We start from the raw sequence: 24,435 nt of genomic DNA on the forward strand, positions 1-24,435 counted from the left end.
ACGGCGGTGGTGTCGCTCACAGCTCGCCCTCCTCCTGGTCTGCGGTGGCCGCGGCACCCGCGTCCTCGGCGTCCTCGCCGGCGTCCGCGGCCTCCTGCGCCGCCTTGCCCGTGGGCTCGTACAGCAGCACCGCCCGGTTGTCGGGGCGCAGCCGGGCCGCGGCCACCGCCCGGACCTCCTCCGGGGTGACTTCCAGCACACGCTGCACCGCGGTCAGCGCCTTCTGCGGGTCGCCGAACAGCACGGCGAAGCGGCACAGTTCGTCCGCCCGGCCGCCGACCGTGGCCAGCCGGTCCAGCCACTCGCGCTCCAGCTGCGCCTGCGCCCGTTCCATCTCCTCGGGCGTGGGGCCCTCGGCGGCGAAGCGGGCCAGCTCCTCGTCGACCGCGGCCTCGATCGCGGCCAGCTCGGCGCCCCCGGACGACTTGACGTCCAGCCAGCCCAGCGACGGCGCTCCGGCCAGCCGCAGCAGTCCGAAGCCGGCGGTCACCGCGGTGCGGTCGCGGCGCACCAGCCGGTTGTGCAGCCGGGAGGACTCACCGCCGCCCAGCACCGTCAGCGCCAGGTCGGCAGCGTCACCCGCACGAGTGCCGTCCTCGGGCAGCCGGTAGGCGGCCATCAGGGCGCGCGAGGGCACGTCCTCCTCCACGACCTCGCGGAGCTGGCCGCCCATCACGTCGGGCAGCGAGCCGTCGCGCGGCTCGGGCTTGCCGTCGTGGGCGGGGATGCTGCCGAAGTACTTCTCCACCCAGCGGAGCGTCTGCTCGGGGTCGATGTCGCCGACGACCGCGAGCACCGCGTTGCCGGGCGCGTAATACGTGCGGAAGAACGCCTGGGCGTCCTCCAGCGAGGCCGCGTCCAGGTCGGCCATCGAGCCGATCGGGGTGTGGTGGTACGGGTGGCCGTCGGGGTAGGCGAGCGCGGTCAGGCGCTCGAACGCCGTTCCGTAGGGCACGTTGTCGTACCGCTGGCGGCGCTCGTTCTTGACCACGTCCCGCTGGTTGTCCAGGCTCTCCTGGTCCAGCGCGGTCAGCAGGCTGCCCATCCGGTCGGCCTCCAGCCACAGGGCCAGTTCCAGCTGGTGGGCGGGCATGGTCTCGAAGTAGTTGGTGCGCTCGAAGCTGGTGGTGCCGTTGAGCGAGCCGCCCGCGCCCTGGACCAGTTCGAAGTGGCCGTTGCCCTTCACGCTCGCCGAGCCCTGGAACATCAGGTGCTCGAAGAGGTGGGCGAGGCCGGTGCGCCCCTTGACCTCGTGGCGTGAACCGACGTCGTACCAGAGGCAGACGGCCGCGACCGGGGTGAGGTGGTCCACTGAGAGCACCACCCGCAACCCGTTCGCCAGGCGGTGCTCGGTGGCTGTCAGGCCGCTGGAGTGTGCCTCCGGCGAGGCCGTGTGACCCATGGGCAAGCTGTCCTTCCGGTCGCGTGCGTCTGTCCGCTGACTGCGTAGAGTGCTGCCACTCTAGGCAAGCGAGTGCGCGGGCGGTGAAGTTCCCGGTCGCGGACGCGCTCGTGCCGGGCCGTGGTCGGCGTTGTCGGCGGCGCGGTCCACAATGGTCCGCGTCAGTTCACCCGGTCCAGCCGAACAGATGTCCGGTGCAGCAGAACCACCGGTGCAGCAGGAACCAGACGAAGGAGCGCCGCCGAGATGGCCCGCCGCACGACGAAGACCCCGCCGCCGGACGACGGTTTCGAGGAGCGGATCCTCGACATCGACGTCGTGGACGAGATGCAGGCGTCGTATCTCGAATACGCCTACTCGGTCATCTACGCGCGCGCCCTGCCCGACGCCCGGGACGGCATGAAGCCGGTGCACCGGCGCATCGTCTACCAGATGAACGAGATGGGCCTGCGCCCCGAGCGCGGCTTCGTCAAGTGCGCCCGCGTCGTCGGCGAGGTGATGGGCAAGCTGCACCCGCACGGCGACGCGTCCATCTACGACGCGATGGTGCGGATGGCGCAGCCCTTCTCGCAGCGCCTCCCGCTCGTCGACGGGCACGGCAACTTCGGCTCGCTGGACGACATGCCGGCCGCCATGCGCTACACCGAGGCCCGGATGTCCGGCCCGGCGCAGCTGATGGTCGAGTCGATCGACGAGGACACCGTCGACTTCGCGCCGAACTACGACGGCCAGGAGCAGGAGCCCGCGGTCCTGCCGTCGGCGTATCCCAACCTGCTGGTGAACGGCTCGTCCGGCATCGCGGTCGGCATGGCCACCAACATGCCGCCGCACAACCTCGGCGAGGTCGTCGCCGCCGCCCGGCACCTGATCCGCCACCCCAACGCCGACCTGGACGCGCTGATGCGCCACGTCCCGGGCCCCGACCTGCCGACCGGCGGCCGGATCATCGGCCTGGACGGGATCCGCGACGCGTACGAGACCGGCCGCGGCACCTTCCGTATCCGCGCGACGGTGAGCGTCGAGGACGTCACGGCGCGCCGCAAGGGCCTGGTCGTCACCGAACTGCCCTTCAACGTCGGGCCCGAGAAGGTCATCGCCAAGATCAAGGACATGGTCGGCGCGAAGAAGCTCCAGGGCATCGCCGACGTCAAGGACCTCACCGACCGCGAGCACGGCCTGCGGCTGGTCATCGAGATCAAGAACGGCTTCAACCCCGAGGCCGTGCTCGAACAGCTCTACAAGCTCACGCCGATGGAGGACTCCTTCGGCATCAACAACGTGGCGCTCGTCGACGGCCAGCCGCTCACGCTGGGCCTGCGCGAGCTGCTCCAGGTCTATGTCGACCACCGCTTCGAGGTGGTGCGGCGGCGCAGCGAGTTCCGCCGCACCAAGCGCCGCGACCGGCTGCACCTGGTCGACGGCCTGCTGGTCGCGCTCGTCGACATCGACGAGGTCATCGCGATCATCCGGGCCAGCGAGAACGCCGCGCAGGCCAAGGAGCGCCTGATGGAGCGCTTCGGCCTGTCGGAGATCCAGACGCAGTACATCCTGGACACCCCGCTGCGCCGGCTGACCCGCTTCGACCGGATCGAGCTGGAGGCCGAGCGCGACCGGCTGAACGCGGAGATCGCCGAGCTGACGCGGATCCTGGAGTCCGACGCGGAGCTGCGCAAGCTGGTGTCCTCGGAGCTGGCGGCGGTGGCCAAGCAGTACGGCACCGAGCGCCGCACGCTGCTGCTGGAGGCCGGCGGCGCGCCGGTCGCCGCGGTGCCGCTGGAGGTCGCCGACGACCCGTGCCGGGTGCTGCTGTCCTCCACCGGGCTGCTGGCCCGCACCACGACCGACGCCACCGGGGACGCGGGCGGCGGCAAGCGCGCCAAGCACGACGTGATCGTCTCCGCGGTGCCCACCACCGCCCGCGCCGACATCGGGGCGGTGACCACGCACGGCCGGCTGCTGCGGCTGACGGTCATCGACCTGCCGGTGCTGCCGGAGTCCGCCGGGCCGCTGACGCTCGCCGGGGGCGCGCCGCTCGCCGAGTTCGTGTCGCTGGAGGACGACGAGCGGGTGCTGTGCCTGACCACGCTGGACGAGTCCTCGCCGGGCCTCGCGCTCGGCACGGAGCAGGGGGTGGTCAAGCGCGTCGTGCCGGACTACCCCGCCAACAAGGACGACCTGGAGGTCATCGGCCTCAGGGACGGCGACACGGTGGTCGGCGCGGTCGAGCTGCGGACGGGCGAGGAGGACCTGGTCTTCATCACCGACGACGCGCAGCTGCTGCGCTACCCCGCCGGCCAGGTGCGCCCGCAGGGGCGGCCGGCCGGCGGCATGGCGGGCGTCAAGCTCGCGGAGGGCGCCAAGGTGATCTCCTTCACGGCGGTGGACCCGGCGGTCGACGCGGTGGTCCTCACCGTGGCCCGCTCCGAGGGCACGCTGGACGGCGCGGGCGAGGGCACCGCGAAGCTCACGCCCTTCGAGCAGTTCCCGCGCAAGGGCCGGGCGACGGGCGGGGTGCGCTGCCAGCGCTTCCTGCGGGGCGAGGACGGGCTGCTGCTGGCCTGGGCGGGCCCCACGCCGGCCCGCGCCGCGACGGCGACGGGCGCGCCGGCCGAGCTGCCGCCGAAGGACCCGCGCCGCGACGGCTCGGGGGTGCCGCTGGCGAAGCCGGTGACGGTGGTGGCCGGACCGGTGTGAGGCCGCGGGGCCCGGCGCCGGAGCGGTGCCGGGCCCGTGGACGGGGGCGTCGGGGCGCTGGGCCTCGGTGGGGCAGGCCCCGGGCCGGGGCTGCCGGGGGCCGTGCCGGGCGCCGCGGGGGGCGCGGGTTAGGCTCGCGCGGTGACGAGTACGTGTACGTCCGCCTCGGCGGAGCTGGGTGAATCGGTGGCGGCGACCGCGGCCGTCGCGCGCACCTGGCTGCTGGTGGAGCAGCCCGGGCCGTGGGGCCCCAAGGCGCTGACGTCGAGCCGGCTCGACCCCGCGGTGGGCCGGGAGCTGGAGCGGCTCGCCGACGGCACGGGGGTGCGGGTCGCGCTCGTCCGCCGGCCCGGCCGGCACGCCGACCGGCACGTCCCCGCCGCGCACCGGGTCTTCCTCGCGCACACCGCGCCGGGCGGCTCCTGGGTGCGCACCGCGTCCGTCGCGGATCCGGCGGAGCTCGCGGCGCTGGACTTCACCGCGCTGGGCACCGGCGAGCACGGCGGTTTCGGGGACGGCTACGCGGGCCCGCCGCTCGCCCTGGTGTGCACCAACGGGCGGCGCGACCGCTGCTGCGCGGTGCAGGGCCGTCCGCTCGCCACCGCATTGGCCGCCGCCGAGGGCACCGGCGTCTGGGAGGCCACGCATCTGGGCGGCCACCGCTTCTCCCCGACCATGCTGGTGCTGCCCTTCGGCTACGCGTACGGGCGGGTCGACGCCCCGCTCGCCAAGGAGGTGCTGGCGGCGGCGCACGCCGGGCGGATCGCCCTCGACGGCTGCCGCGGCCGCTCCTTCTGGGACCGCCCCGAGCAGGCCGCCGACCTCGCCGTACGCGCCCTGACCGGTGAGGAGCGGGAGGGCGCGCTGGCGGTGTCCGGCACCGTCCCGGACGGGCCCGACGGCTGGACGGTCCGGGTGCGGCACACCGACGGCCGCGCCTGGGACGTCGGCGTGTCCCGGGCGGCCGCGCAGCCGCCGCGCCCGGAGAGCTGCGGCGGCGCGCTCGGCACCCCTGCCGCGTTCACGGCGGACCGGGTGTCGGCCGTCAGCGGGCGTTCTTGACGAACTCCGTGGTGTAGGTCTTCTCCAGGTCCACCGTGGCGTTCTTGAGGTTGGGGTTGAAGGCCTTCAGCACGCGCTCCACGGTCGCCGGACCGTCGGGCGGCATGACCCCGTCGGTGGTGAACATCGGCAGCGTCGCCTTGATCGAGGCCGCGTAGAGCTGCGCGCCGCCCTGCGCGTAGTCCGCCGGCATCTTGGCGGCGATCTCCTCGGGCGTGTGGGTGGACATCCAGCCCAGGGTCTTGACGAAGGCGTTGGCCAGTTTCTGGACGGTGTCCTTGTGACCGTTCACCCAGTCGGTGTTCATGTAGAGGCTGGAGGACGGGTAGAGGCCGCCGAGCGCCTGCCGCGAACCCTCCGGGGTGCGCATGTCGTAGAGCACCTTGCCGATGCCCTTGTCGAGGATCTGGGCGACGGTCGGGTCCGTCGTCATGCCGCCCTGGATCGCGCCCTGCTGCATGGCGGCGATGAAGGTCTGGCCGGCGCCGGCCGCGACGGGCGTGAAGTCGCTGATCTGAAGGCCGTTGCTGACGGCCAGGTACTTCGTGAGGAAGTCGGTGGAGGAGCCGAGGCCGGTCACGCCGAGCTTCTTGCCCTTGAAGTCCTTGGCGGAGGTGATGTCGGCGGCGGCCTTGTCCGACACGACCTCCACCTCGCCGGGCGCCTGGGCGAACTGCACCACGGACTCCACGTACTTCTTCTTCGTCTGGAGGTCCAGCGTGTGGTCGTAGAAGCCGACCGCGCCCTGGACGTCACCGGACACCAGCGCTGTCGTCGCGTCGACACCGGCGGGCTCGCTCATGAGGGTCACGTCCAGGCCCTCGGCCTTGAAGTAGCCGAGCTGCTGGGACAGCATGGCCGGCATGTAGATGACCTTGTCCAGGCCGCCGACCATGATCTTGACCTTGGTGCCGCCACCGGAGCCGCCGGAGGAACCGGCGCTGCTGGAGGAGTCGTCGGCGCAGGCGGTCAGCGTGGTCAGGGCGAGGGCCGCGGTGACGGCGAGCGCGGGAAGGGTTCTGCGGGTGCGCATGGGGGTCACGTCCTTGTGAGGTGGTGGGGCGGTGGAAGGAGGCGGTGCGTCAGCGGCCGGCGCCGGTGTCCGCGGGCTTCCAGCGGAAGAGCCGCTTCTCCAGGAAGGTGAGCAGGCCCTCGGCGACGAGGGCGACGACGGCGAGGATGACCATCGCCGCGTAGACACCGGCGGCGTTGAAGGTGCCCTGCGCGGTGGAGACCATCAGGCCCAGGCCCTTGGTCGCGCCGATGTACTCGCCGACGATCGCGCCGATCAGCGCGAAGCCGAAGCTGACGTGCAGGCTGGTGAAGATCCACGAGGTGGCCGAGGGGATGACCACCTGGAAGGTGACCCGCCGGTTGCTCGCGCCGAGGATCCGGGCGTTGGCCACCAGGTTGCGGTCGACCTCGCGGGCGCCCTGGAAGGCGTTGAAGAAGACCGGGAAGAAGACCAGCACGACCGCGGAGGCCACCTTGGAGGCCGGTCCGAGGCCGAACCAGATCAGGAAGATCGGGGCCAGCACGATACGCGGCAGCGCGTTGAGCACCTTGACGTACGGGCCGAAGACGTCGGCGAGGAAGCGCACCCGGCCCAGCGCGATGCCCAGCAGCACCCCCGCGACGACGCCGATGAGCCAGCCGAGCAGCGCCTCGGAGAGCGTCGCCCAGATCTGCTCGGCGAGGCTGCCCTGCGCGGTGCCGTGCAGCGTCCACTGCCGGATCTGGTCCCAGATCTTGCTCGGCATGGAGAAGTTGAAGGGGTCGATGACCCCGGTGCGGGCGAACCACTCCCACAGGCCGAGCACCGCGACGAGCACCAGCAGCCGGCAGCCGTACACCAGCAGCGCGCGGTTACGCGCCGCGCGGGCGCGCGCCGCCGTACGGTCGGCCCCGGGCCCGGAGGACCTGGGCTGGGCTTTCTTCACGGACCCGGCGGTTCCCGCGGCGGGCTCAGGCAGCGTCTTCGACGGCTTCGGCACTTGCGGCACCCCTCTCCCTGGTGATGCGGACTTCCTCGCCGAGCGAGGACCAGATCTCGCGGTAGATCTCGACGAAGCGCGGTTCGAGGCGGACCTCCTCGACCTTGCGGGGCCGGGGCAGGTCGATCGTGAAGACCTCCTTGACGGTGGCCGGGCCCGCGGTCATGACCACGACCTTGTCGGCGAGCGCGATCGACTCCTCCAGGTCGTGCGTGACGAAGACCACGGAGGCGCCGGTGCCGGCCCACAGCTCCAGCAGCTGGTCCGACATCAGGGCCCTGGTCTGCACGTCGAGCGCCGAGAAGGGCTCGTCCATCAGCAGGATCGAGGGGTCGTTGACGAAGGTCGCGGCGAGCGCGACGCGCTTGCGCTGGCCGCCCGACAGCTGGTGCGGGTAGCGGTCCTCGAAGGCCGACAGGCCCACCCGGGCCAGCCAGTCCCGCGCCCGCTCCCGCGCCTCGGCCCTGGGTACGCCGCGGAAGCGCGGCCCCGCCATGACGTTGGACAGCACGGTGCGCCACGGGAAGACGGCGTCCTGCTGGAAGACGAAGCCGACCTCGGTGCCGATGCCGCGCACCGGCTCCCCGCCCACCAGCACCTCGCCCTGCGAGGGCTCCTCCAGGCCGCTGACCAGCGTCAGCGTGGTGGACTTGCCGCAGCCGGTGGGGCCGACGACGGCGACGAACTCGCCGCGGCCGACGGTCAGGTCCAGATCTCTCACGGCGGTGTGCAGCGCGCCGGACGGTGTCCGGAACGCCTTGCCCGCCCCCCGCAGCTCGATGGCGGGGCTCGTGTCGTGGGTCATGGCGGTGGACGCTACGAGCGCCCGCCCGGCCCGCACAGACTTGTGAGCGCAAGCCCCCCTTGTGCCCGCAAGCTGGGCTTCTGCTCGTTTTGCCCACGCCTCGACAACGAAAGTGTGACGGACCCTGCCCTTCGGAGCGCCCAGCGTTTACGTTGCGTTGACGGCACGGGCGCCGGGGCCGCAGGCCCGCCTCGCTGCCGTTCGGGACGGACAGGACGCGAGGCCTTCGGGAGGCGAGGATGCGCATCGGGTGGCCGCGCCGCGTCTCGGCGCAGGTGCTGCTGATACAGGTGCTGATCACTGCGGGGGTGACGGCGCTGGCCGTCGGGCTCTTCCTGGCGCCGCTGAGCCGGCAGCTGGACCAGCAGTCGATGCGGCGGGCGCTGGCCATCGCGCAGACGGTGGCGGCGGAGCCGCAGGTGGCGCAGGCGCTGCTGACCTCCCGGCCGACCCCGCAGGGCCCGGTGCAGGCGGAGGCGGAACGCATCCGGCTGGCCACCGGGGCCAGCTACATCGTGGTGATGGACGTGCACGGCACCCGCTGGTCGCACACCGACAGGTCCCGGATCGGCGGGCACGTCTCGACCGACCCGAGCGTCGCACTCGGCGGCCACGACATCATGCAGGTCGACAGCGGGACCCTGGGCCGCACCGCGCGCGGCAAGGTGCCGCTGCGGGACGCGCACGGGCGGATCGTCGGCGCGGTGTCGGTCGGCTTCGACTACACCGGCATGCGCGCCCGGCTGCTGGCCGTCGTGCCGCTGCTGCGGTACGCGGGCGCGGCGCTCGCGGTGGGCGTGCTCGCCGCGCTCTGGGCGGCGCGGCGACTGCAGCGCGCCACCCACGGGCTGGCCTTCGCAGACATCTCGGCGCTGCTGGACGAGCGGGAGGCGATGCTGCACGGCATCCGCGAGGGTGTCGTCGCGCTCGACCCGCACGGCAGGATCCGGCTGGTCAACGACGAGGCGCAACGGCTGCTCGGGCTGGGCGCGCAGGACACCGGCCGCCCGCTGGAGGCGGTGCTGCCCCCGGGGCGGACCACGGACGTGCTGGCCGGGCGGGCCGGGGGCACCGACCTGCTGACGGTCAGCGACGGACGGGTGCTGGTGGCCAACCGGATGCCGACCGAGGGCGGCGGCGCGGTCGTCACGCTGCGCGACCGCACCGAACTGGAGCTGCTGGGCCGCGAGCTGGACTCCACCCACGGGCTGCTGGAGGCGCTGCGGGCGCAGGACCACGAGCACGCCAACCGGCTGCACACCCTGCTAGGCCTGCTCGAACTCGGGCTGCACGACGCGGCCGTGGACTTCCTGGCGGAGGTGGCCGACGCCCACCGGACGTCGGCGGAGGAGGTTGCGGAGCGGGTGCGGGATCCGCTGGTGGCGGCGCTGCTGGTGGGGAAGTCGGCGATCGCGGCCGAGCGCGGGGTGACGCTGCGGATCGCACAGGACACGCTGCTGCCGGACCGCGTGGTGGACCCGCGCGACGTGGTGACCGTGCTGGGCAACCTGGTCGACAACGCGCTGGACGCCGCGGCGGGCGAGGTGGAGGTGGAGCTGCGGGCCGAGCGGTCCACGGTGCTGCTGCGGGTGGGCGACGACGGGCCGGGGGTGCCGCCGGAGCTGCGGGGGCGGATCTTCGAGGAGGGCTGGACGACGAAGGAGCCGCCGGCGCACCGCGAGCGGGGCCTGGGCCTGGCGCTGGTGCGACGGCTCGCGGAGCGCTACGGGGGCACCGCGCGGGTGACCGCCAGGGCCGGGGGCGGGGCGCTGTTCACCGTGGTGCTGCCCGAGGCGCTGATGGCGGGGGACCTGGCGCCGCGCCAGGACACCGCCGAGCAGCACCGCGTGCTCGTTCCGGCGGCGGGAGGCGGGGACCGGTGATCGAGGTGCTGGTCGTGGACGACGACTTCCGGGTGGCCGAGATCAACGCCGCCTACGTGGCCAAGGTGCCCGGCTTCCGGGTCGCCGGGCGGGCGCACACCGCGGCGCAGGCGCTGGCGGCGCTGGAGCGCGGCCGCATCGACCTGGTGCTGCTGGACCACTACCTGCCGGACGAGTCCGGGCTGACGCTGGTGCGCCGGATGCGCCAGCAGGGTCACCACGCCGACGTGATCATGGTGACAGCGGCCCGGGACGTCGCGACCGTGCAGGCCGCGCTGCGGCTGGGGGCGCTGCAGTACCTCGTCAAGCCGTTCGGCTTCGCCGGGCTGCGTGCCAAGCTCGACGGTTACGCGGCGCTGCGCCGGGCGCTGGACGGCGTCGCGGGTGGCGGCGGGCGCGGCGAGGCGGGGCAGGAGCAGGTCGACCGGATCTTCGGCGCGCTGCGCTCCGCGTCCGCCGCCCCCGCCGACCTGCCCAAAGGCCACTCCGCGCCCACCGCCGACCTCATCCGCCGGGTGCTGCGGGAGGCGCCGCACCCGCTGTCGGCGCACGAGGTGGCGGAGCGGGCAGGGCTCAGCAGATCCACCGCCCAGCGCTATCTCAAGCACCTGGAGCAGGCGGGCCGGCTGAGCCTCACCCTCCGCTACGGCGACACCGGCCGGCCCGAGCACCGCTACACCTGGGCGGCGCCGGGCCGTTGAGCGGGCGGGCCGGCTACACCGCTCCGGCCCCGGTGAGCGACCTGACCTCGGTCTCGGCGAACCGCTGCGGGTCGGCCGGCTCCGGCGACAGCACCGTGCCGAGCCACCCCGCGAGGAAGCCGAGCGGGATCGAGATCAGCCCGGGGTTCTCCAGCGGGAAGACGTGGAAGTCGACCCCGGGGAAGAGCGCGTCCGGCCGCCCCGACACCACCGGCGACAGCACCACCAGCAGCAGTGCGGGCACCAGACCGCCGTAGATCGCCCACACCGAACCGCGGGTGGTGAAGCGGGACCAGAACAGCGAGTAGAGCAGCGCCGGCAGGTTCGCCGACGCGGCCACCGCGAAGGCCAGACCCACCAGGAAGGCGATGTTCTGATCCTGGGCGAGCAGGCTCAGCGCGATCGCCGCCGCGCCGATGCCGACGGCCGCGAAGCGCGCGACCCGTACCTCGTCCTCCTCCATGGCCTCGCCCGGGTCCCGCCGCCCGTGCCGGGCCGCGGGGCGGCGCAGCGCGGTGTAGAGGTCGTGCGCGACCGACGCCGAGGAGGCCAGGGTGATGCCGGCGACCACGGCCAGGATGGTCGCGAAGGCCACCGCGCCGACGACGGCGAACAGCACCGTCCCGCCGGTCGTCCCCGCCCCGCCGCCGAGCGCCTCGGCGAGCAGCGGCACGGCGGTGTTTCCCGCCGCGTTGGACGCCCGTACGGTGTCCGACCCGACGACGGCCGCGGCGCCGAAGCCCAGCACGATCGTCATCAGGTAGAACGCCCCGATGAGCCCGATCGCCCACACCACCGACTGCCGAGCCGAGCGGGCCGTCGGCACGGTGTAGAAGCGGGACAGGATGTGCGGCAGCCCCGCGGTGCCCAGCACCAGCGCGAGGCCGAGGCTCACGAAGTCCAGCCGCGAGGTCCAGCTCCCGCCGTACTTGAGCCCGGGCGCCAGGAAGGCGTGCCCCTGCCCGCTGCCGCCGACCGCCGACCGCAGCAGGTCGTCGACGTTGCCGTGGAAGCGCCAGAGCACCAGCACGGTGAGCAGCACCGTGCCGCTCATCAGCAGCACGGTCTTGACGATCTGGATCCAGGTGGTGGCCCGCATCCCGCCGAAGGTCACGTAGAAGACCATCAGTGCCCCGCAGCCGATCACCGCCCAGGTGCGCGCCGCGGTGCTCTCGCCGCCGAGCAGCAGCCCGACCAGGCTGCCGGCGCCCACCATCTGCGCCACCAGGTAGAGCACGGACACCACGACCGACGAGGTGCCCGCCGCGATCCGCACCGGGCGCTGCTTCATCCTGGCCGACAGCACGTCGGCCAGCGTGTAGCGCCCGCAGTTGCGCACCAGCTCCGCGACCAGCACGAGCACCACGAGCCAGGCGACCAGGAAGCCCACCGAGTACAGCAGCCCGTCGTAGCCGTACAGCGCGATCAGCCCCGAGATGCCGAGGAAGGACGCCGCCGACATGTAGTCGCCGGAGATCGCGAATCCGTTCTCCATCGGGCTGAACATCCGGCCGCCGGCGAAGAACTCCACCGACGAGCTGCGCTGCCGCCCCGCCCACGCGGTGATCGCCAGCGTCACCGTGACGAACACCGTGAACAGCACCACGGCCAGCCCCTGGTGCTCGCCGGCCGAATCCGCGAGATACGCCGCCGCCGTCATCCGTTGGCCCCTCACCGCACGCGCTCCTGCCCGGTCCTGGTCGCCAGCGTCCAGCGCAGGTCGAGTGCCGCCCGGTCCCTGCGCAGCCGCGCGTGCCGGGTGTAGGCCCAGGTCAGCAGGAACGTCGTGGCGAACTGCGCCAGCCCCGCGACCATCGCCACGTTGACCTGCCCGGCGACCTGGCGGCCCATCAGCCCCGGCGCCGTGGTGGCCATCACGACGTAGGCCAGATACCAGGCCACGAACCCGGTCGCCGCCGGGAAGGCGAATCCCCGGTACCGCTGCCGCACTTGCCGGAATGCGGCACTCAACTGCACCTCCTCGTAGACCGCCCCCCGATCCCCCGTCACCCCCGCGGCGACCGGCGCCCTCTCCTCAGGCTGCGCGGGAGGCTCGGCCTGACCGGGCAGCCAGAGTTCTTCCTCTCCGGCGTCCCGCCATGGGTCGTCCACCCGCAGCGCCAAGGGGTCGCCGCCGTCGTGCTTGTCCACCGAACTCTCCTCGTTCCACGGCCAGATGAACCGTGTGTCCCATTTTGGACAGAGCGGGAAGATCCCGACCGACAATCACGAATCGCTCACCCCATCAGGTGATGCCCTTCCGGCAGGCGTATCCCACGGCCTGAGCGCGGTCCCGCACACCGGTCTTCGCGAACAGGTTGTCGGTGTGCGTCTTCACCGTGGCAGTACTGGCCTGCGGCCTCGCGGCGATCTCGGCGTTCGGCAGTCCCTCCGCCACCAGCGGAGGCACCTCCGCCTCCCGGACCGTCAACCCGTCCGGCAATTCCCTCCTCTCGGCGTGTCGCGTCGCATCCCCCGCATCTTCCTTTCCTGCCGGCACCTCCAGCGCCCGGCGAACTCCCGCGTCCACCCCCGGGTGGAGAAGGCCCGCGTCAACACTGCCCTCGGGCCCTCCGTCCCTGCCTGGCTCCACCCGGGACGAACAGGCCTGAGGCGTGCGCGTCACGGGGTCCGTCAGCAGGCCGAGATGCGCACGATGCCCCTGAACCGCGCCGAGCCATTGGCTGCATCCGCAAAGTCGGGGCAGACGGGGGGGTGGGTGCCGTCAGCTGGAGACGGCCGACGGTCGCCGTTGGGCGGGAGGATCAGATGACGGCTGTGGATTTCCGTGTCCCACTCGACGGCGGGGACGCCGAAGCCCCGGAGCTCGACCGGAGCGCCCGGGCGCAGCGACTGCGACGGCGGCTGGAACGGCTCATCGGCGTCGCCGCGACCGAGGGCAACACGCTGCGCCCGCTGCGCAACGGCGACGAGATCTTCCCCGCGCTCCTCTCCGCTGTGCGGGGCGCCCGGTACACCGTCGACATGATGACCTTCGTGTACTGGCGCGGCCAGATCGCCCGTGATTTCGCGCACGCCCTCGCCGAACGCGCCTCGGCGGGCGTGCGGGTACGGCTCCTGCTCGACGGATTCGGCGCCAAGCAGATCGAGCCGGCGCTTCTGGACATGATGGACGCGGCAGGCGTCCACGTGGCCTGGTTCCGCAAACCCCTGTGGCTCTCGCCCTTCAAGCAGAACCACCGCTGCCACCGCAAGGCGCTGATCGTCGACGAACGCCAGGCGTTCACCGGTGGAGTGGGCATCGCGGAGGAGTGGTGCGGTGATGCCCGCAACCCCGGCGAGTGGCGCGACACCCACGTCGAGATCCGGGGCCCGGCCGTGGACGGCATCAGTGCCGCCTTCGCGCAGAACTGGGCGGAGTGCCGTACCGAGCTGTTCGACGACCGCGACCGCTTCATCACCCACGAGCAGCCGGGACGAGCGGTGGTGCAGGTGGTCCGCGGCTCGGCGAGCGTCGGATGGCAGGACATGCAGACGCTGCTGCGCGTGGTCATCGACTCCGCCGAGGAGCGCCTCCGGCTCTCCACCGCCTATTTCGCCCCTGACCGCTACTTCGCGGACCTGCTGTGCGCAACGGCCCGGCGCGGGGTCCAGGTGCAGATCCTGCTGCCCGGGCCGCACACCGACCAGCGGGCCTGCCGCCTCGCCGGGCAGTACCTGTACTCCTCGCTGCTCGACGCAGGGGTGCAGATCCTGGAGTACCAGCCGACCATGCTCCACACGAAGATCGCCACCGTGGACGGGGTGGGCGCGCTGATCGGCTCGTCGAACTTCAACCGCCGGTCGATGGACCTCGACGAGGAAGTCATGGTGGCGGTGCTGGACGCGGAGTTCACCGCCTCGCTGGACGCCGACTTCGAGCGCGACATGCTGCGGGCCGAGACGATCGACCCCGCCAGGTGGCGCCGCCGCATGCTCCTCCAGCGCGCCCGCGAAGCCGCCGTGCTGCCCATCCGCCGCTTCCTCTGAGCCCTTCCCCGCCGTCGCGGGCGTTGCGCTCCCGGCCCCGCCGCCCGGATGTCCACCGGCCCACCCGGTGGCCGTCCGCCCGGCGCCCTCCGTCCCCAACCGCCGAACAGGGGGTCCCATGCCCACCGTCCTCCCGGACCGGAGCGTTCCGGGCTCCGGCCGCCGCCCGTACCGCCGGCTGTCCGCGGCGTCCCGCGCGGGTGGTCCGCCCCTGCTGACCACCGGGGTGGCCTCCGCCACCGTCCGCGTCGCCGCGCTGACCGCGTGCCAGGCGGCGCTGCTGGTCGGCCTGGGGCTGCTGATCACCGGCCCGGCGCGCCACCTGTGGCCGATCGCCGCCGAGGACGGCGTCAACCGGGGCTTCGAGCACCTCCGGACGGGCACCTTCGACACGGTCACGTCCTGGGGGTCAGGAGCCGGCAACACCCTGACCGTCATCGCGATCACGCTGGCCGTCTGCGGAGCCCTCGTCGTCGGCCCGGTCCTGCCGCGGTGGCGCGAAGCCTTCTTCCTCGCGGTGGGCGTGTCGCTCCAGGCGCTGGTGTTCCTCGCGATCACCTCCGCCGTGGACCGCGACCGGCCCGAGGTGCACCGGCTCGACGACTCGCCCCCGACGTCGAGCTACACCTCGGGGCACACGGGCGCGGCCACCGCGCTGTACGGCGGGCTCGCCGTGCTCGTGCTCACCCGCGCCCGGCGGCTGGGCCGCCCATGGCGGATCGCGGTCGCCGTCCTTCTGCTGCTGATACCGCTCGCCGTGGGCACGTGCCGGCTGTACCGCGGCATGCACCACCCGACGGACGTCGCCGGAGGGATCCTCAACGGGGCGCTCTCGCTGCTGGTCGCGGGCCGCACCCTGCTGTCCGGCGATGCCGTCCCCGCCCCGCTGCCGGAGAACGCCGTGGACGCCTCCGTGGCCGAGGCGCGGAAGGACGTCGAGCCGGTGCCGGGCGCGACGGTCGTGATCGTCAACCCCGTGTCCGTCACCGCTTCCGACCGCGACCGGCTCCGCCTGGTGCTGGAGCGGCACGGCCGGACCGCCCCGCGGTTCGCCGAGACGACCGCCGACGACCCGGGCCACGGCCAGGCGTCGCGGGCCGTGGCGGGCGGAGCGGCCCTGGTCGTCGTCTGCGGCGGGGACGGCACCGTCCGCGCGGTGGCCGACGCCCTCGCGGGCACCGGCGTACCGCTGGCGGTGGCCCCGCACGGCACCGGGAACCTGCTGGCCCGCAACCTCGGCCTGCCGATGGACCCGGCCCGGGCGCTCGACGCGGCGCTCGGCGGCTCACCGCATCCCGTGGACCTCGGGCACATCGAGGGCGACGGACTCCCGCCGGGCCACTTCTGCGTCATGGCCGGCGCCGGCCTGGACGCCGCGCTGATGGAGCGGACCCCGGAGCGCGTCAAGTCCGCGCTGGGGTGGCCCGCCTACGCCCTGGCCTCCGTACGAGCCCTGCGCACCGCCCGCACGCGCCTCTCGCTGCGCCTGGACGGTGACGGGCCGGTGCACCGCACCGTGCGCATGGCCGTGGTCGCCAACGTCGGCCGCCTCCAGGGCGGCGCCTCCCTCGCCCCCGCCGCCCGCCCGGACGACGGCCTCCTGCACGTCGTACTCCTCGACCCGCGCGGCCTGCGCGGCTGGGCATCGGTAGTTGCGGCGATCCTTCGGGGGCCCTCCCGGCACCCCCGGCACGGCGGACCCGAGATCTTCGCCTGCCGTCACGCCGAGCTGACCCTGCACACCCCGTCCCCGCGCGAGATCGACGGCGACCCGGTGGCAGCTGGGCGGCGGATATCGGCGCGCGTCGTACGGGGAGGGGTGCACGTCCTCCTTCCCGACCCCGGTGAGGAGGCCTGAGTGGGCACCGCGACACGGGTCCCGCAGACCCACGGCATGTCCGAGGACGAACTGTCGGCCGACGAGGCGATGGCAACGCTGCTCCGCTACGGGCGCTGGCCGCTGCTGCGCGACTCCTTCGTCCGTTTCCGCTACGCCGACGGGTTCAGCCATGCGCGGGCCCTGGCCCTGCAGATCGTGCTGGCGGTGATCCCGCTGGCCATCGCTTTCGTGGGCCTGTCCACGGCGCTGCACGGCGAGAGCCTGGGGCGGGTCGCCGAGCTGACGATCCGCCGGCTGGTGTCCGGCCCCAGCGAGCAGGTGGTCGACGACGCGCTCGCCCGCAGCCGCGGGCACGCAGGCGGGGGCGCCGAGTTCGCCCTGTGGTTCGGCCTGATCTTCTCCTGGGTCAACCTCACGACGGCCATGTGCCAGATCGAGCGCGGGGCGAACCGGATCTACGGCATCGAGCGGGACCGGCCCTTCCACCGGAAGTACGCCCGCGGCCTGATGATGTCGGTGACGGCCGGCACCCCGCTGGGCCTGGCGACCGTCGCGATGGTGGCCGGGGACGACCTCGGGGCCTCGGTGGCGGAGGTCTGGCACACGGGGGGCGGCACCGCCCTGAGCGTGTGGAACGCCGTACGCTGGCCCGCCGGGGTACTCCTCGCCCTGGCGTCGGCGAGTGTGATCTTCCGCGGCGCGCCGCGGCGGCGCCAGCCAGGCTACACCTGGCTGGCGTTCGGGGCCGCCGTCTCCATCGTCCTGTGGGCCGCACTCACCACGCTGCTGGCCCTCTACCTGCGGTACAGCGGTTCGTTCGACACGGTCTACGGCCCGCTGAGCGCGTTCATGGCCCTTCTCCTCTGGTCCTACCTGACGTCGCTCGCGCTCTTCCTCGGGCTGTCCTTCGCGGCCCAGTTGGAGGCGGTGCGGGCGTTGCGGCCGGGCCCCGTCCAATCCGATCCCGGAGCATGACATGCCCTCCCACCCCCATCCCGCCGCCACCGGACGCACCGGCCCCGCCGGCCCCCCGTCCGCCCGCGACCGCATCCGCCGGGCCGACCGCAGGTACGGCGCCCACCTGCTCGGTTCGGCCGCCGGCGCCGCGGTCGCGGCCGCGCTGTTCGGGCTCGTGCTCCTCCTGGTGGAGGCGCACTGGGGACCGCTCCGCCGCATGGACAGCGGAGCGGCCGGCGCCCTGCACCGCCGGGCCCTCCACCACCACGGGTGGACGGACGGGCTGGCCTTCGTGTCGAACCGGATCCTCAGCCCCGGCACCCTCCGCACCGCGGTGGCGCTGCTCACCCTCTGGCTGCTGTACCGCAGAGCCTGGCGGCTGGCCGCGTGGTCGGCGGTGACCGCGATCACCGGGGCGATCACGGGCGCGCTCGTGAAGGCGGTCGTCGAACGGGCCCGCCCCGCCCTGCCCGATCCGGTGGCCCACGCGCCGGGCTACTCCTTCCCCTCCGGGCACGCGATGACGGCCACCACGTCCTTCGCGATCTTCCTGCTGGTCCTGCTGCCGCTGGTGCCGCGCGCCGCGCACTGGCTGTGCTGGCTGACATCCGTGGTGGCCGTGGTGGGCGTGGGCTTCACCCGTGTGGCGCTGGGCGTCCACTGGTGCAGCGACGTGATCGGCGGCTGGCTGCTCGGCCTGACGGTGGTCGCGGCGACGACCTGGGCCTTCGAGGCCTGGCGCTCCGACGCCCGCCGGCGCGCCGCCCCCGTGACCGAGGGCCTGGAACCCGAACTCGACGCCCCTCACCCCGAACCGGCCCACTCCCCGGACGCCTGAACGAGAAGATCTTTCAGCCCCGCCCGTCAACCGGCCGCAGGCATCGGGACGCGTTCGTCCAGCAGCCCCTGCGGTGCTCCTTCTTCGTCGTGGGGACAGACGGAAAGCGGACAGAAGAGGCCGGACGTGCTCAGAAGGCAGGGAACGCCCACCCCGAGGGATGGAACGGTGCCCGTTCGCCGCGGAAGGCGAGCGAGGCTGCGGCGGCCGCGACCGGGCGCAGTTCCTCGACCCGGCCCGCGGCGGCCAGTGACGCCAGGGTGGTCCCGCCCCGACGGCGCCGTCGTAGGCGAGACCGGTGTGGGCGTCGAGGTTGGCGCTTCCTCCTCCCTCACCGCGGCCGTCCGTCCCCCTCGTAGACCTTCTCCAGGAGCGGCCGGGCGTCCTCGCGGCCGAGCAGGCGGACCGTCCCGTCGCCGAGATCGGTACCGGGCCGCAGCGACATGAATCGCTTGTCGCCCCGGATTTCGGCCACGTGGCCGGCGACGCCGTACCCGAAACGGCCGTATCTCGCCGAGCACGGCGGGCGTCCACGTCTCCCACATCCTGGCCGAGCCGGGCGCGGCAACCCGCACCGAGGCAGCGTCCATCGCCTTCCGCAAAGGACTGACCGAGCCCCGGCTCGCCCGCATGACCCGGCCCCGGAGTACGGAACGTCGCCCTCTTCGTCCAAACCCCAGGGAAGTCGGGAAATTATTCTTCTGGGCGGATGACGGCTTCGGCTGCCGTCCGCTCAGTGAGTTCGACCTCGTGGCCGCGTCCCTGTCCGACGAGGCGGATAACGACGGTTCCGGCTTGCGTCCGCAGCCCGGTCAGCCGCCGGAACCACGCTTTTCACACTCGCCACATCCGTTCCACCATTACCGGAATACGGAAATACCCGCACCCGGCGGGATCCAGCCATTTCCCTCACGCACACCCCGGTGTGCCGTTCGGAAGGCCGAGCGAGAGGTGCGCCCCGGTGACGTGGCGCATGGTGCGCGGCGGCAGGGTTTCCGCCCGGCCGTGCCGCTTTCCGCGCTCGGCTGATCGGCGTCCGCCTCGGCGGCGGGCCGGTTCCGGTCGCCTTGACGAGTCGTGGGCTGAACCTCATGCTGGTGATCCGATCGGCCGGCGGGCTTTCCCGTCAAGATGTCCGGGGAAATGGCCCCGAGTACGCCGTACGGAATGCACGCAGGGATCAGCGGAACGCATGCGCTCGATGTCCACATGAGATCTCGACATGTGACTTCGGCGTGCAGTCGACAGGCGTGATCGCTTTACCGCCTCGTGAAAGAGCACCGTGCCGCGTAGGCGCGGTCCTGACGCAAGGAAGCGTGATCAGATGAGACCGCAGGACCCCGGCCACTGTTGCGGCCGACTTCTCGACCGCCGTCACACCGCTCCGCGGGGGCCGATGTGACGGGCATGCCGGAGGGCGGAAGACCGGGCCGCCCGCTCCAGGTGCGCCGGACCCCCGTACTCCCGCCCGGGGCGGCACCCGCTGTCCCCCCTCACGGCCCGTCCGCGGTCGCGCCTCCGGCGGGCGGCGCCGCCCTCCCTGCGCAGCGGCGCCTCGGCCTCGCTCTCTACCGCCTCCGGCTGGAACACGAACTGTCGCTGCGCGCACTGGCCCGGCTGCTCGGCTACAGCGCCCACAGCGTCTTCGTGGACGTCGAGCGCGGGCAGCGGCTGCCCTCCGAAGCGCTGGTGTGCGCCTACGAGCGTGCCTTCGGCCTGCCGCCCGGCTCGCTGCTGAATCTGCGCCGACAGGCGCTGGCCGAGCGGGCGGAGCGCCTGACCGACGCGCTGTCCCGCACGCTGGAGTCGGCGCCCGCGGCATCGCTGGCCGTACCGCCCGCCGCGCCCGCCTCCCACTGGCGCAGCAGAGCCGTCCGCCTCGCGTCGGCCCTTGTCCGGCTGCCGACCGCCGTCCTCGGTCTCGCCCGCCTCCCGGGCACCTCGGGCGGGACCGGTTTCCGCCCGCGACGGTAGCCCACCCGACCGGACGCGGCCGGCGCCCTCGCCTGCGGCGGGTGGGCCCATCGGTCGACGGCCGAGCGGTTCGCCGAGACCGGCGCCCAGGTGCGCGGGAGACGGACCCGGGCGCTGCCGGCGGCCCGCTCGGGAGGCGGTGTCGGGGCCCGCGCTCCCCACCCGCCGTGTGAGCGGGATGAGGACAGGCCGCGGGGGCCCGTCCTCCGCTCACGCTGCGGCGAGCCGCTGCCTGCACTCCTCCAGCGCCTCCTGCACCTCCGGGTCGTCGGGGGTGCCGGCCGCCGCCGCTTCGAGGTCGGCCAGCGCCTCGTCCCAGCGGCCGACGCTGCGCAGCACGAACGCGCGGTTGTAGCGGATGGCGGGGTCGTGGGGTGCCGCCTCGACCGCGCGGCCGAAGTCGTCGAGGGCTGCATCGGCTTCCCCCGCGTCGAAGGCGAGGCCGGCCCGGCCGCACAGCGCGGCGACCAGGTCGGGGGCGGAGGAGAGCGCCCGGTCGAAGGCCGCCCGGGCGCTCTCCGCCTCTGCGCGGTCGGCGTGCAGCCGGCCCAGCGCGGCGAGCAGCAGCGGGCTGTCCGGCGCCAACTCCAGCCCCGCGCGGATGTCGTGCTCGGCCGCTTCGGTCTCACCGCGGTCCAGGAGCAGGCCCGCCCGGTTGACGTAGGCGTCCACGAACCCGGGATCGAGTTCCAGCACGTAGCCGAAATCGGCGAGAGCACCCTCCTCGTCGCCCTGCCCGTTCCGCAGGTCTCCCCGGTTGTAGTACAGCTCGGGGAAGGGCGGACCGAGTCGGGTCACGGTGTCGTAGGCGGCGGCGGCCTCCTCGTGACGGCCCATCCGCTGGAGGAGGTTGCCCAGGTCGAGGTGGTACTCGGGGTAGTACGGGTCCGCGTCGATCACCACGCGGAGTTCGGCGAGCGCCTCCTCGTACCGCCCCAGCCCCATCAGCACGGTGGCGCGGTTGTGGCGCAGCACCGAGCGGTGCAGGCTGTGCTCGCCCTCGCCGAGTTCGCGGTCGAGTGCGGCCATGCCCTGCGTGACGAGTTCCAGCGCCTCCAGCGGGCGCCCCCGGTGGGCCTCGATCAGCGCAAGCCCGTTGTGGTGGAAGACCGTGCTGAAGGCCCGGCTGCGGGCGTCGGGCAGGAGACCGGAGATGGCGATGGCCGTGTTGATCCATGCCGTCGCCCGCTCGTGGTCCCGGCGCCCCGGCGCACGGTGGCGGGTGTACAGCATCGCGGTGGCGTACGCGACCTGCATGTGGACGCGCGGGTCGCGCATGTGGACACGGGCCTCGTCGCAGATCGCCTCGGCCTCCTCCGCCCGGCCGAGTGCGGACAGCGTGGTGGGGAGCAGCGTGGAGAACGTCCAGCGCCGGCGCGCGGTGGTCTCCCAGTCGGTCAGCGCCCTGCCCCGCCGGCAGAAGTCCAGCACTGCGTCGTAGAAGCCGTGCAGCACGCAGGTGGTCATCGCCTGCTCCATCGCCGCCAGACCCGCACCGAGCGGATCCGAACCGTGCTCGCGGTGGAACGGCAGGGCGCCGAGGGCCGTAACGGGGTCTTCGGCCGCCTCCAGTTGGTCGGCGCGCGCGTCGTGCAGACGCTGCCGCTCGTCCGGTGCCAGGCCGCGGTACGCCGCGAGCACCGCCGGGTCGTCGTCCCGGCAGTCGCCGACCACGTACCGCGCCGCGAGCGCGCGCGGTTCTCCCGTCGATTCGGCCGGGGCCTGGGCGGGGGCGCAGTCCACCCGGCGGCAGTACCGCAGGAGAGCAGTGTGCAGTTGCTCTCCCGAGGGGGTTCCGGGTTCGGCGGGCGCCTCCGTGGCCGGGTCGAGCAGCCCGGTGGTGCCCCCGGCCACCACGGTCAGCACCGCCGGGTCCATCCGGCGCAGCAGGACCGCGATGAACTCCGCGTCGGTGGGGTCGGCGTGGTCGAGGTCGTCGACGACCACGGCGCAGGGGCCGTGCCCAGGGGCGGACAGCAGGTCGTGCAGGAACTCCTTGAGACCGTGCGCGATGCGCAGCGTCCGCTGCCTCGCGTAGAACCGGGTTCGCTCGGTCGGCACCGCCAGCGAGGTCAGCGTCTCCTGGGTGGCGGGAACGATGCCGCGCAGGTCGGCGGCGGCGGTGAGGATCTCCACCTGGTGCCTGGCGACCAGATCCGGGCGCTCGGCCAGCGCCGCCGGCACCAGGGCGCGCATCAGCGCGCCGGCCACCGTGTACGGGCCGCCCGACCGCCGGTTCGCGTCGATCACCCGCACCGCGGGATGCGCGGGGCCCGGCAGCAGCAGCGTCCCGAGGCACTCGCGCCGGTCGCGCCGCAGCGCTCCGGCCAGGAAGAGGTGGGCGGGGGCCGGCTGGTGCGTTGGGTCAGGCATGGGATCTCCCGTAGCGGTCAGGCGGAAGCGGGCGCGGCAGCCTCGGCGGTCGGGGCGGCTGCCCGCCGCTCGCGGACGTACATCGTGACGGCGACGGCCGTCTCCCCCAGGCTCAGCACGAGGAACAGCAGGCTGTCGGCGAGACCGGCGCCGCCCTGGTGGCCGTTGCCGGCCAGCCGGGCGACCGCGGTGCCGAAGACGTGGACGAGGATGGGCAGCAGTGTGAGGAGCAGCGTGGCCAGGCAGAACGCGTAGCCGGCGACCATCAGCCAGGAGTACCAGCGGGCCACACTGCGGTCCCGGGGATGCCACTGCTCGGGGTCGTGGGGGGCCGGCCGCCGTAGGAGCGCGCACCACCGGTTGGCCAGCAGCTGGCGTGCGGTCGTCTGGAGGTCGACGCAGCCCAGCACGGTGACGACCAGGTAGTAGATGTCCGTCTGGAGGAAGAAGTACCCCTGCCAGACCAGACGCAGCAGCGTGGCGTAGGCCAGCGCGAGAAGTACGGCACCGGCCGGCGGGAAGCCGCCGCCCGCACGGTGGGTGCCGGCGGCGAGCAGGGTGAGCACCGCGAAGCAACCGACGTCGGTGAGCATGCCCGCGAGCATCGGCAGGTAGCGGCTGCGTCGCGGCACCCCCGCGAGCCCGTCGAGGTTGGTCTCGAACACCACGTAGTACAGCCGTCGTCCGATGGAGAGCCGCGAGGGCACGCCGAGCCGCCGTCCGGCCAGGGCGTGCGCGGACTCGTGCAGCAAGATCAGCGGGAGCTGGCCGACGAACAGCGTCAGCGTGAGCACCGACATGTAGTGGGTGAAGAAGACGTTGTGGTAGCGCGGTGCCGCGTCGGGGACGCGCACGACCACCAGGACGCACGCCGCCAGCAGCGCCGTGTAGAGCACCGCCCCGACGGGCGAGAAGACCGCGCGGCCCAGCTGCCGCCATCGCAGGGGGCGCGCGGGCAACGGCTCGGGGATGCCGTCCGCACGCAGGAAGCCGAGTTCCGTCAGCTCGGCGGCGAAGTCGTCGATGTCGACGGGGTCCCCGTACTCCTGCTCGTACCAGCGGGCCGCCTGCCGCGGCGGCGTGCCTTCGACCAGCCGCCGGAGCAGCGCGGCGCCGTCGGCGGGCAGTACGACGAAGGTGCCCTCGTCCATCCGGCCGACCGTCACTTCGTCGCCTTCGGGCTGGAAGGTCAGCGGGTGGAAGGCGAGCGGTTCGTCGTGGGCCTGTACCGCCGTCTTCCCGGCGGGAGCAGCCTCGGCGGAGGCGGGCGTGTGATCGGGCATGGCTCCCCCGTTGGGCCGGTGTTCGGAACGGAGCACGGCGGGACGACGGGACGCGCTGCGGGGTGGGCCTCGGCGATGGGCGCGGTATCGGCCGGCCCATCGCCGAGGTTGTCACAGTCAGGCCACGTCGCAGGGGGGACCGCCGTAGAGCGAAGCGGAGGTCGTGAGGCGCACCGAACCCGCCTTGCGGATCTTGATCTTCTTCATTCCGTCCACCTCCTTCCGGGATGTGTCGCCTCCATTGGTAGCCCGCGGGGAAGAGCCCTGTCGCCGGTTGCGACCACCCCTGGCACAAGCCCAGAACGCCGGCAGAACACGCGCCCTGCGGCGCACCCGCCCCGCCCGGCCTCGGCAAGGGCCGCACGGCGGATCAAGCCCCGGGCACGTCGCGGCAACCGGCAGCCTGGCCCCCGCCCGTCCCGCCGGCGCACCCACGCGGCAACGGGGCGCGGCCCCCTCCGTCGTGGGGAGGTTCACCGAGGCAGCCCGCCCGCTCCGCGGCAGGTCAGACGTCGATCTTCGACCGGTCGAGCGTCGTGGCCGAATTGGTGATGAACCAATCGCCTACCCTTCTGACCTGCGGCGCAGCCGCCGATCGCGCGCTGACCTGGCGTTTCCCCGACGGCCAGCGTTGGCCCC

General features: G+C 73.4%; 17 protein-coding genes and 1 pseudogene. 9 read left to right on the plus strand and 9 right to left on the minus strand.

Annotated features, from left to right (window positions below; all coding sequences use genetic code 11):
• Positions 1-16: 16 nt before the first annotated feature.
• The gene (locus IH54_RS0104465) at positions 17-1,402 is read right to left on the minus strand and encodes a M16 family metallopeptidase (protein WP_031512957.1); all 1,386 of its coding nucleotides are present in this window, start codon (positions 1,400-1,402) and stop codon (positions 17-19) included.
• Positions 1,403-1,648: 246 nt separating this feature from the next.
• Here IH54_RS0104465 and IH54_RS0104470 point away from each other — a divergent pair, with 246 nt between their 5' ends.
• Together IH54_RS0104470 and IH54_RS0104475 are read left to right on the plus strand one after the other, a co-directional pair.
• Complete coding sequence (locus tag IH54_RS0104470) at positions 1,649-4,096, plus strand: DNA gyrase/topoisomerase IV subunit A (protein ID WP_031512958.1); 2,448 nt, start codon at positions 1,649-1,651, stop codon at positions 4,094-4,096.
• A 141-nt stretch (positions 4,097-4,237) separates the two neighbouring features.
• Entirely contained in the window at positions 4,238-5,158 is a 921-nt protein-coding gene (locus IH54_RS0104475) for a sucrase ferredoxin (protein WP_052397062.1), read from the plus strand.
• Here the strand turns inward: IH54_RS0104475 and IH54_RS0104480 are convergent.
• From IH54_RS0104480 to IH54_RS0104490, 3 genes are read right to left on the minus strand one after another with little or no spacing between them, the layout of a single operon-like run.
• Positions 5,142-6,191: an ABC transporter substrate-binding protein gene (locus tag IH54_RS0104480; protein WP_031512960.1), complete on the minus strand. Its 1,050-nt coding sequence runs from the start codon at positions 6,189-6,191 to the stop codon at positions 5,142-5,144. The genes IH54_RS0104475 and IH54_RS0104480 overlap by 17 nt on opposite strands.
• A gap of 49 nt (positions 6,192-6,240) precedes the next feature.
• Positions 6,241-7,098, minus strand: a complete 858-nt coding sequence (locus IH54_RS0104485) for an ABC transporter permease (RefSeq protein ID WP_031512961.1) — start codon at positions 7,096-7,098, stop codon at positions 6,241-6,243.
• A 25-nt stretch (positions 7,099-7,123) separates the two neighbouring features.
• Positions 7,124-7,957, minus strand: a complete 834-nt coding sequence (locus tag IH54_RS0104490; RefSeq protein WP_031512962.1) for an ABC transporter ATP-binding protein — start codon at positions 7,955-7,957, stop codon at positions 7,124-7,126.
• Positions 7,958-8,196: 239 nt separating this feature from the next.
• Here IH54_RS0104490 and IH54_RS0104495 point away from each other — a divergent pair, with 239 nt between their 5' ends.
• Positions 8,197-9,840, plus strand: coding sequence for a sensor histidine kinase (locus tag IH54_RS0104495; protein ID WP_052397063.1), 1,644 nt, complete (start codon positions 8,197-8,199; stop codon positions 9,838-9,840).
• A complete protein-coding gene (locus tag IH54_RS0104500) occupies positions 9,837-10,541 on the plus strand; it encodes a response regulator (RefSeq protein ID WP_031512964.1) in 705 nt (234 codons plus the stop codon). Before IH54_RS0104495 ends, IH54_RS0104500 begins: the two co-directional genes overlap by 4 nt.
• Before the next feature lie 13 nt (positions 10,542-10,554).
• Here the strand turns inward: IH54_RS0104500 and IH54_RS0104505 are convergent, their stop codons facing one another.
• From IH54_RS0104505 to IH54_RS46555, 3 genes and pseudogenes are all read right to left on the minus strand, one after another.
• Positions 10,555-12,201 carry a cation acetate symporter gene (locus IH54_RS0104505; protein WP_031512965.1) on the minus strand — a complete coding sequence of 549 codons (1,647 nt, stop codon included), beginning with the start codon at positions 12,199-12,201 and terminating at the stop codon, positions 10,555-10,557.
• An 11-nt stretch (positions 12,202-12,212) separates the two neighbouring features.
• Positions 12,213-12,692: a DUF485 domain-containing protein gene (locus tag IH54_RS0104510; RefSeq protein WP_043179779.1), complete on the minus strand. Its 480-nt coding sequence runs from the start codon at positions 12,690-12,692 to the stop codon at positions 12,213-12,215.
• A gap of 94 nt (positions 12,693-12,786) precedes the next feature.
• Positions 12,787-12,987: pseudogene (locus tag IH54_RS46555) on the minus strand (LuxR C-terminal-related transcriptional regulator); the annotation flags it as partial.
• A gap of 323 nt (positions 12,988-13,310) precedes the next feature.
• Between IH54_RS46555 and IH54_RS0104520 the strand changes: the two are divergent.
• The 5 genes from IH54_RS0104520 to IH54_RS0104550 all read left to right on the plus strand — a co-directional run bounded on the left by IH54_RS0104520 (position 13,311) and on the right by IH54_RS0104550 (position 20,140).
• Positions 13,311-14,531, plus strand: a complete 1,221-nt coding sequence (locus tag IH54_RS0104520; protein ID WP_031512968.1) for a phospholipase D-like domain-containing protein — start codon at positions 13,311-13,313, stop codon at positions 14,529-14,531.
• Between the two features lie 118 nt (positions 14,532-14,649).
• Positions 14,650-16,389 carry a diacylglycerol kinase family protein gene (locus IH54_RS0104525; protein WP_031512969.1) on the plus strand — a complete coding sequence of 580 codons (1,740 nt, stop codon included), beginning with the start codon at positions 14,650-14,652 and terminating at the stop codon, positions 16,387-16,389.
• Complete coding sequence (locus IH54_RS0104530; RefSeq protein ID WP_031512970.1) at positions 16,390-17,346, plus strand: YihY/virulence factor BrkB family protein; 957 nt, start codon at positions 16,390-16,392, stop codon at positions 17,344-17,346.
• Position 17,347: 1 nt separating this feature from the next.
• Positions 17,348-18,166, plus strand: coding sequence for a phosphatase PAP2 family protein (locus tag IH54_RS0104535; protein WP_078861934.1), 819 nt, complete (start codon positions 17,348-17,350; stop codon positions 18,164-18,166).
• Between the two features lie 1,407 nt (positions 18,167-19,573).
• A complete protein-coding gene (locus IH54_RS0104550) occupies positions 19,574-20,140 on the plus strand; it encodes a helix-turn-helix domain-containing protein (RefSeq protein ID WP_031512972.1) in 567 nt (188 codons plus the stop codon).
• A gap of 210 nt (positions 20,141-20,350) precedes the next feature.
• On the opposite strand, the gene IH54_RS45280 is transcribed toward IH54_RS0104550, so the two are convergent.
• A complete protein-coding gene (locus IH54_RS45280; protein ID WP_043179782.1) occupies positions 20,351-22,513 on the minus strand; it encodes a tetratricopeptide repeat protein in 2,163 nt (720 codons plus the stop codon).
• A 17-nt stretch (positions 22,514-22,530) separates the two neighbouring features.
• The gene (locus IH54_RS45285) at positions 22,531-23,796 is read right to left on the minus strand and encodes a hypothetical protein (protein ID WP_052397065.1); all 1,266 of its coding nucleotides are present in this window, start codon (positions 23,794-23,796) and stop codon (positions 22,531-22,533) included.
• Between the last annotated feature and the right edge of the window lie 639 nt (positions 23,797-24,435).

Source organism: Streptomyces sp. NRRL F-5123, from assembly GCF_000721495.1.
GTDB lineage: Bacteria > Actinomycetota > Actinomycetes > Streptomycetales > Streptomycetaceae > Actinacidiphila.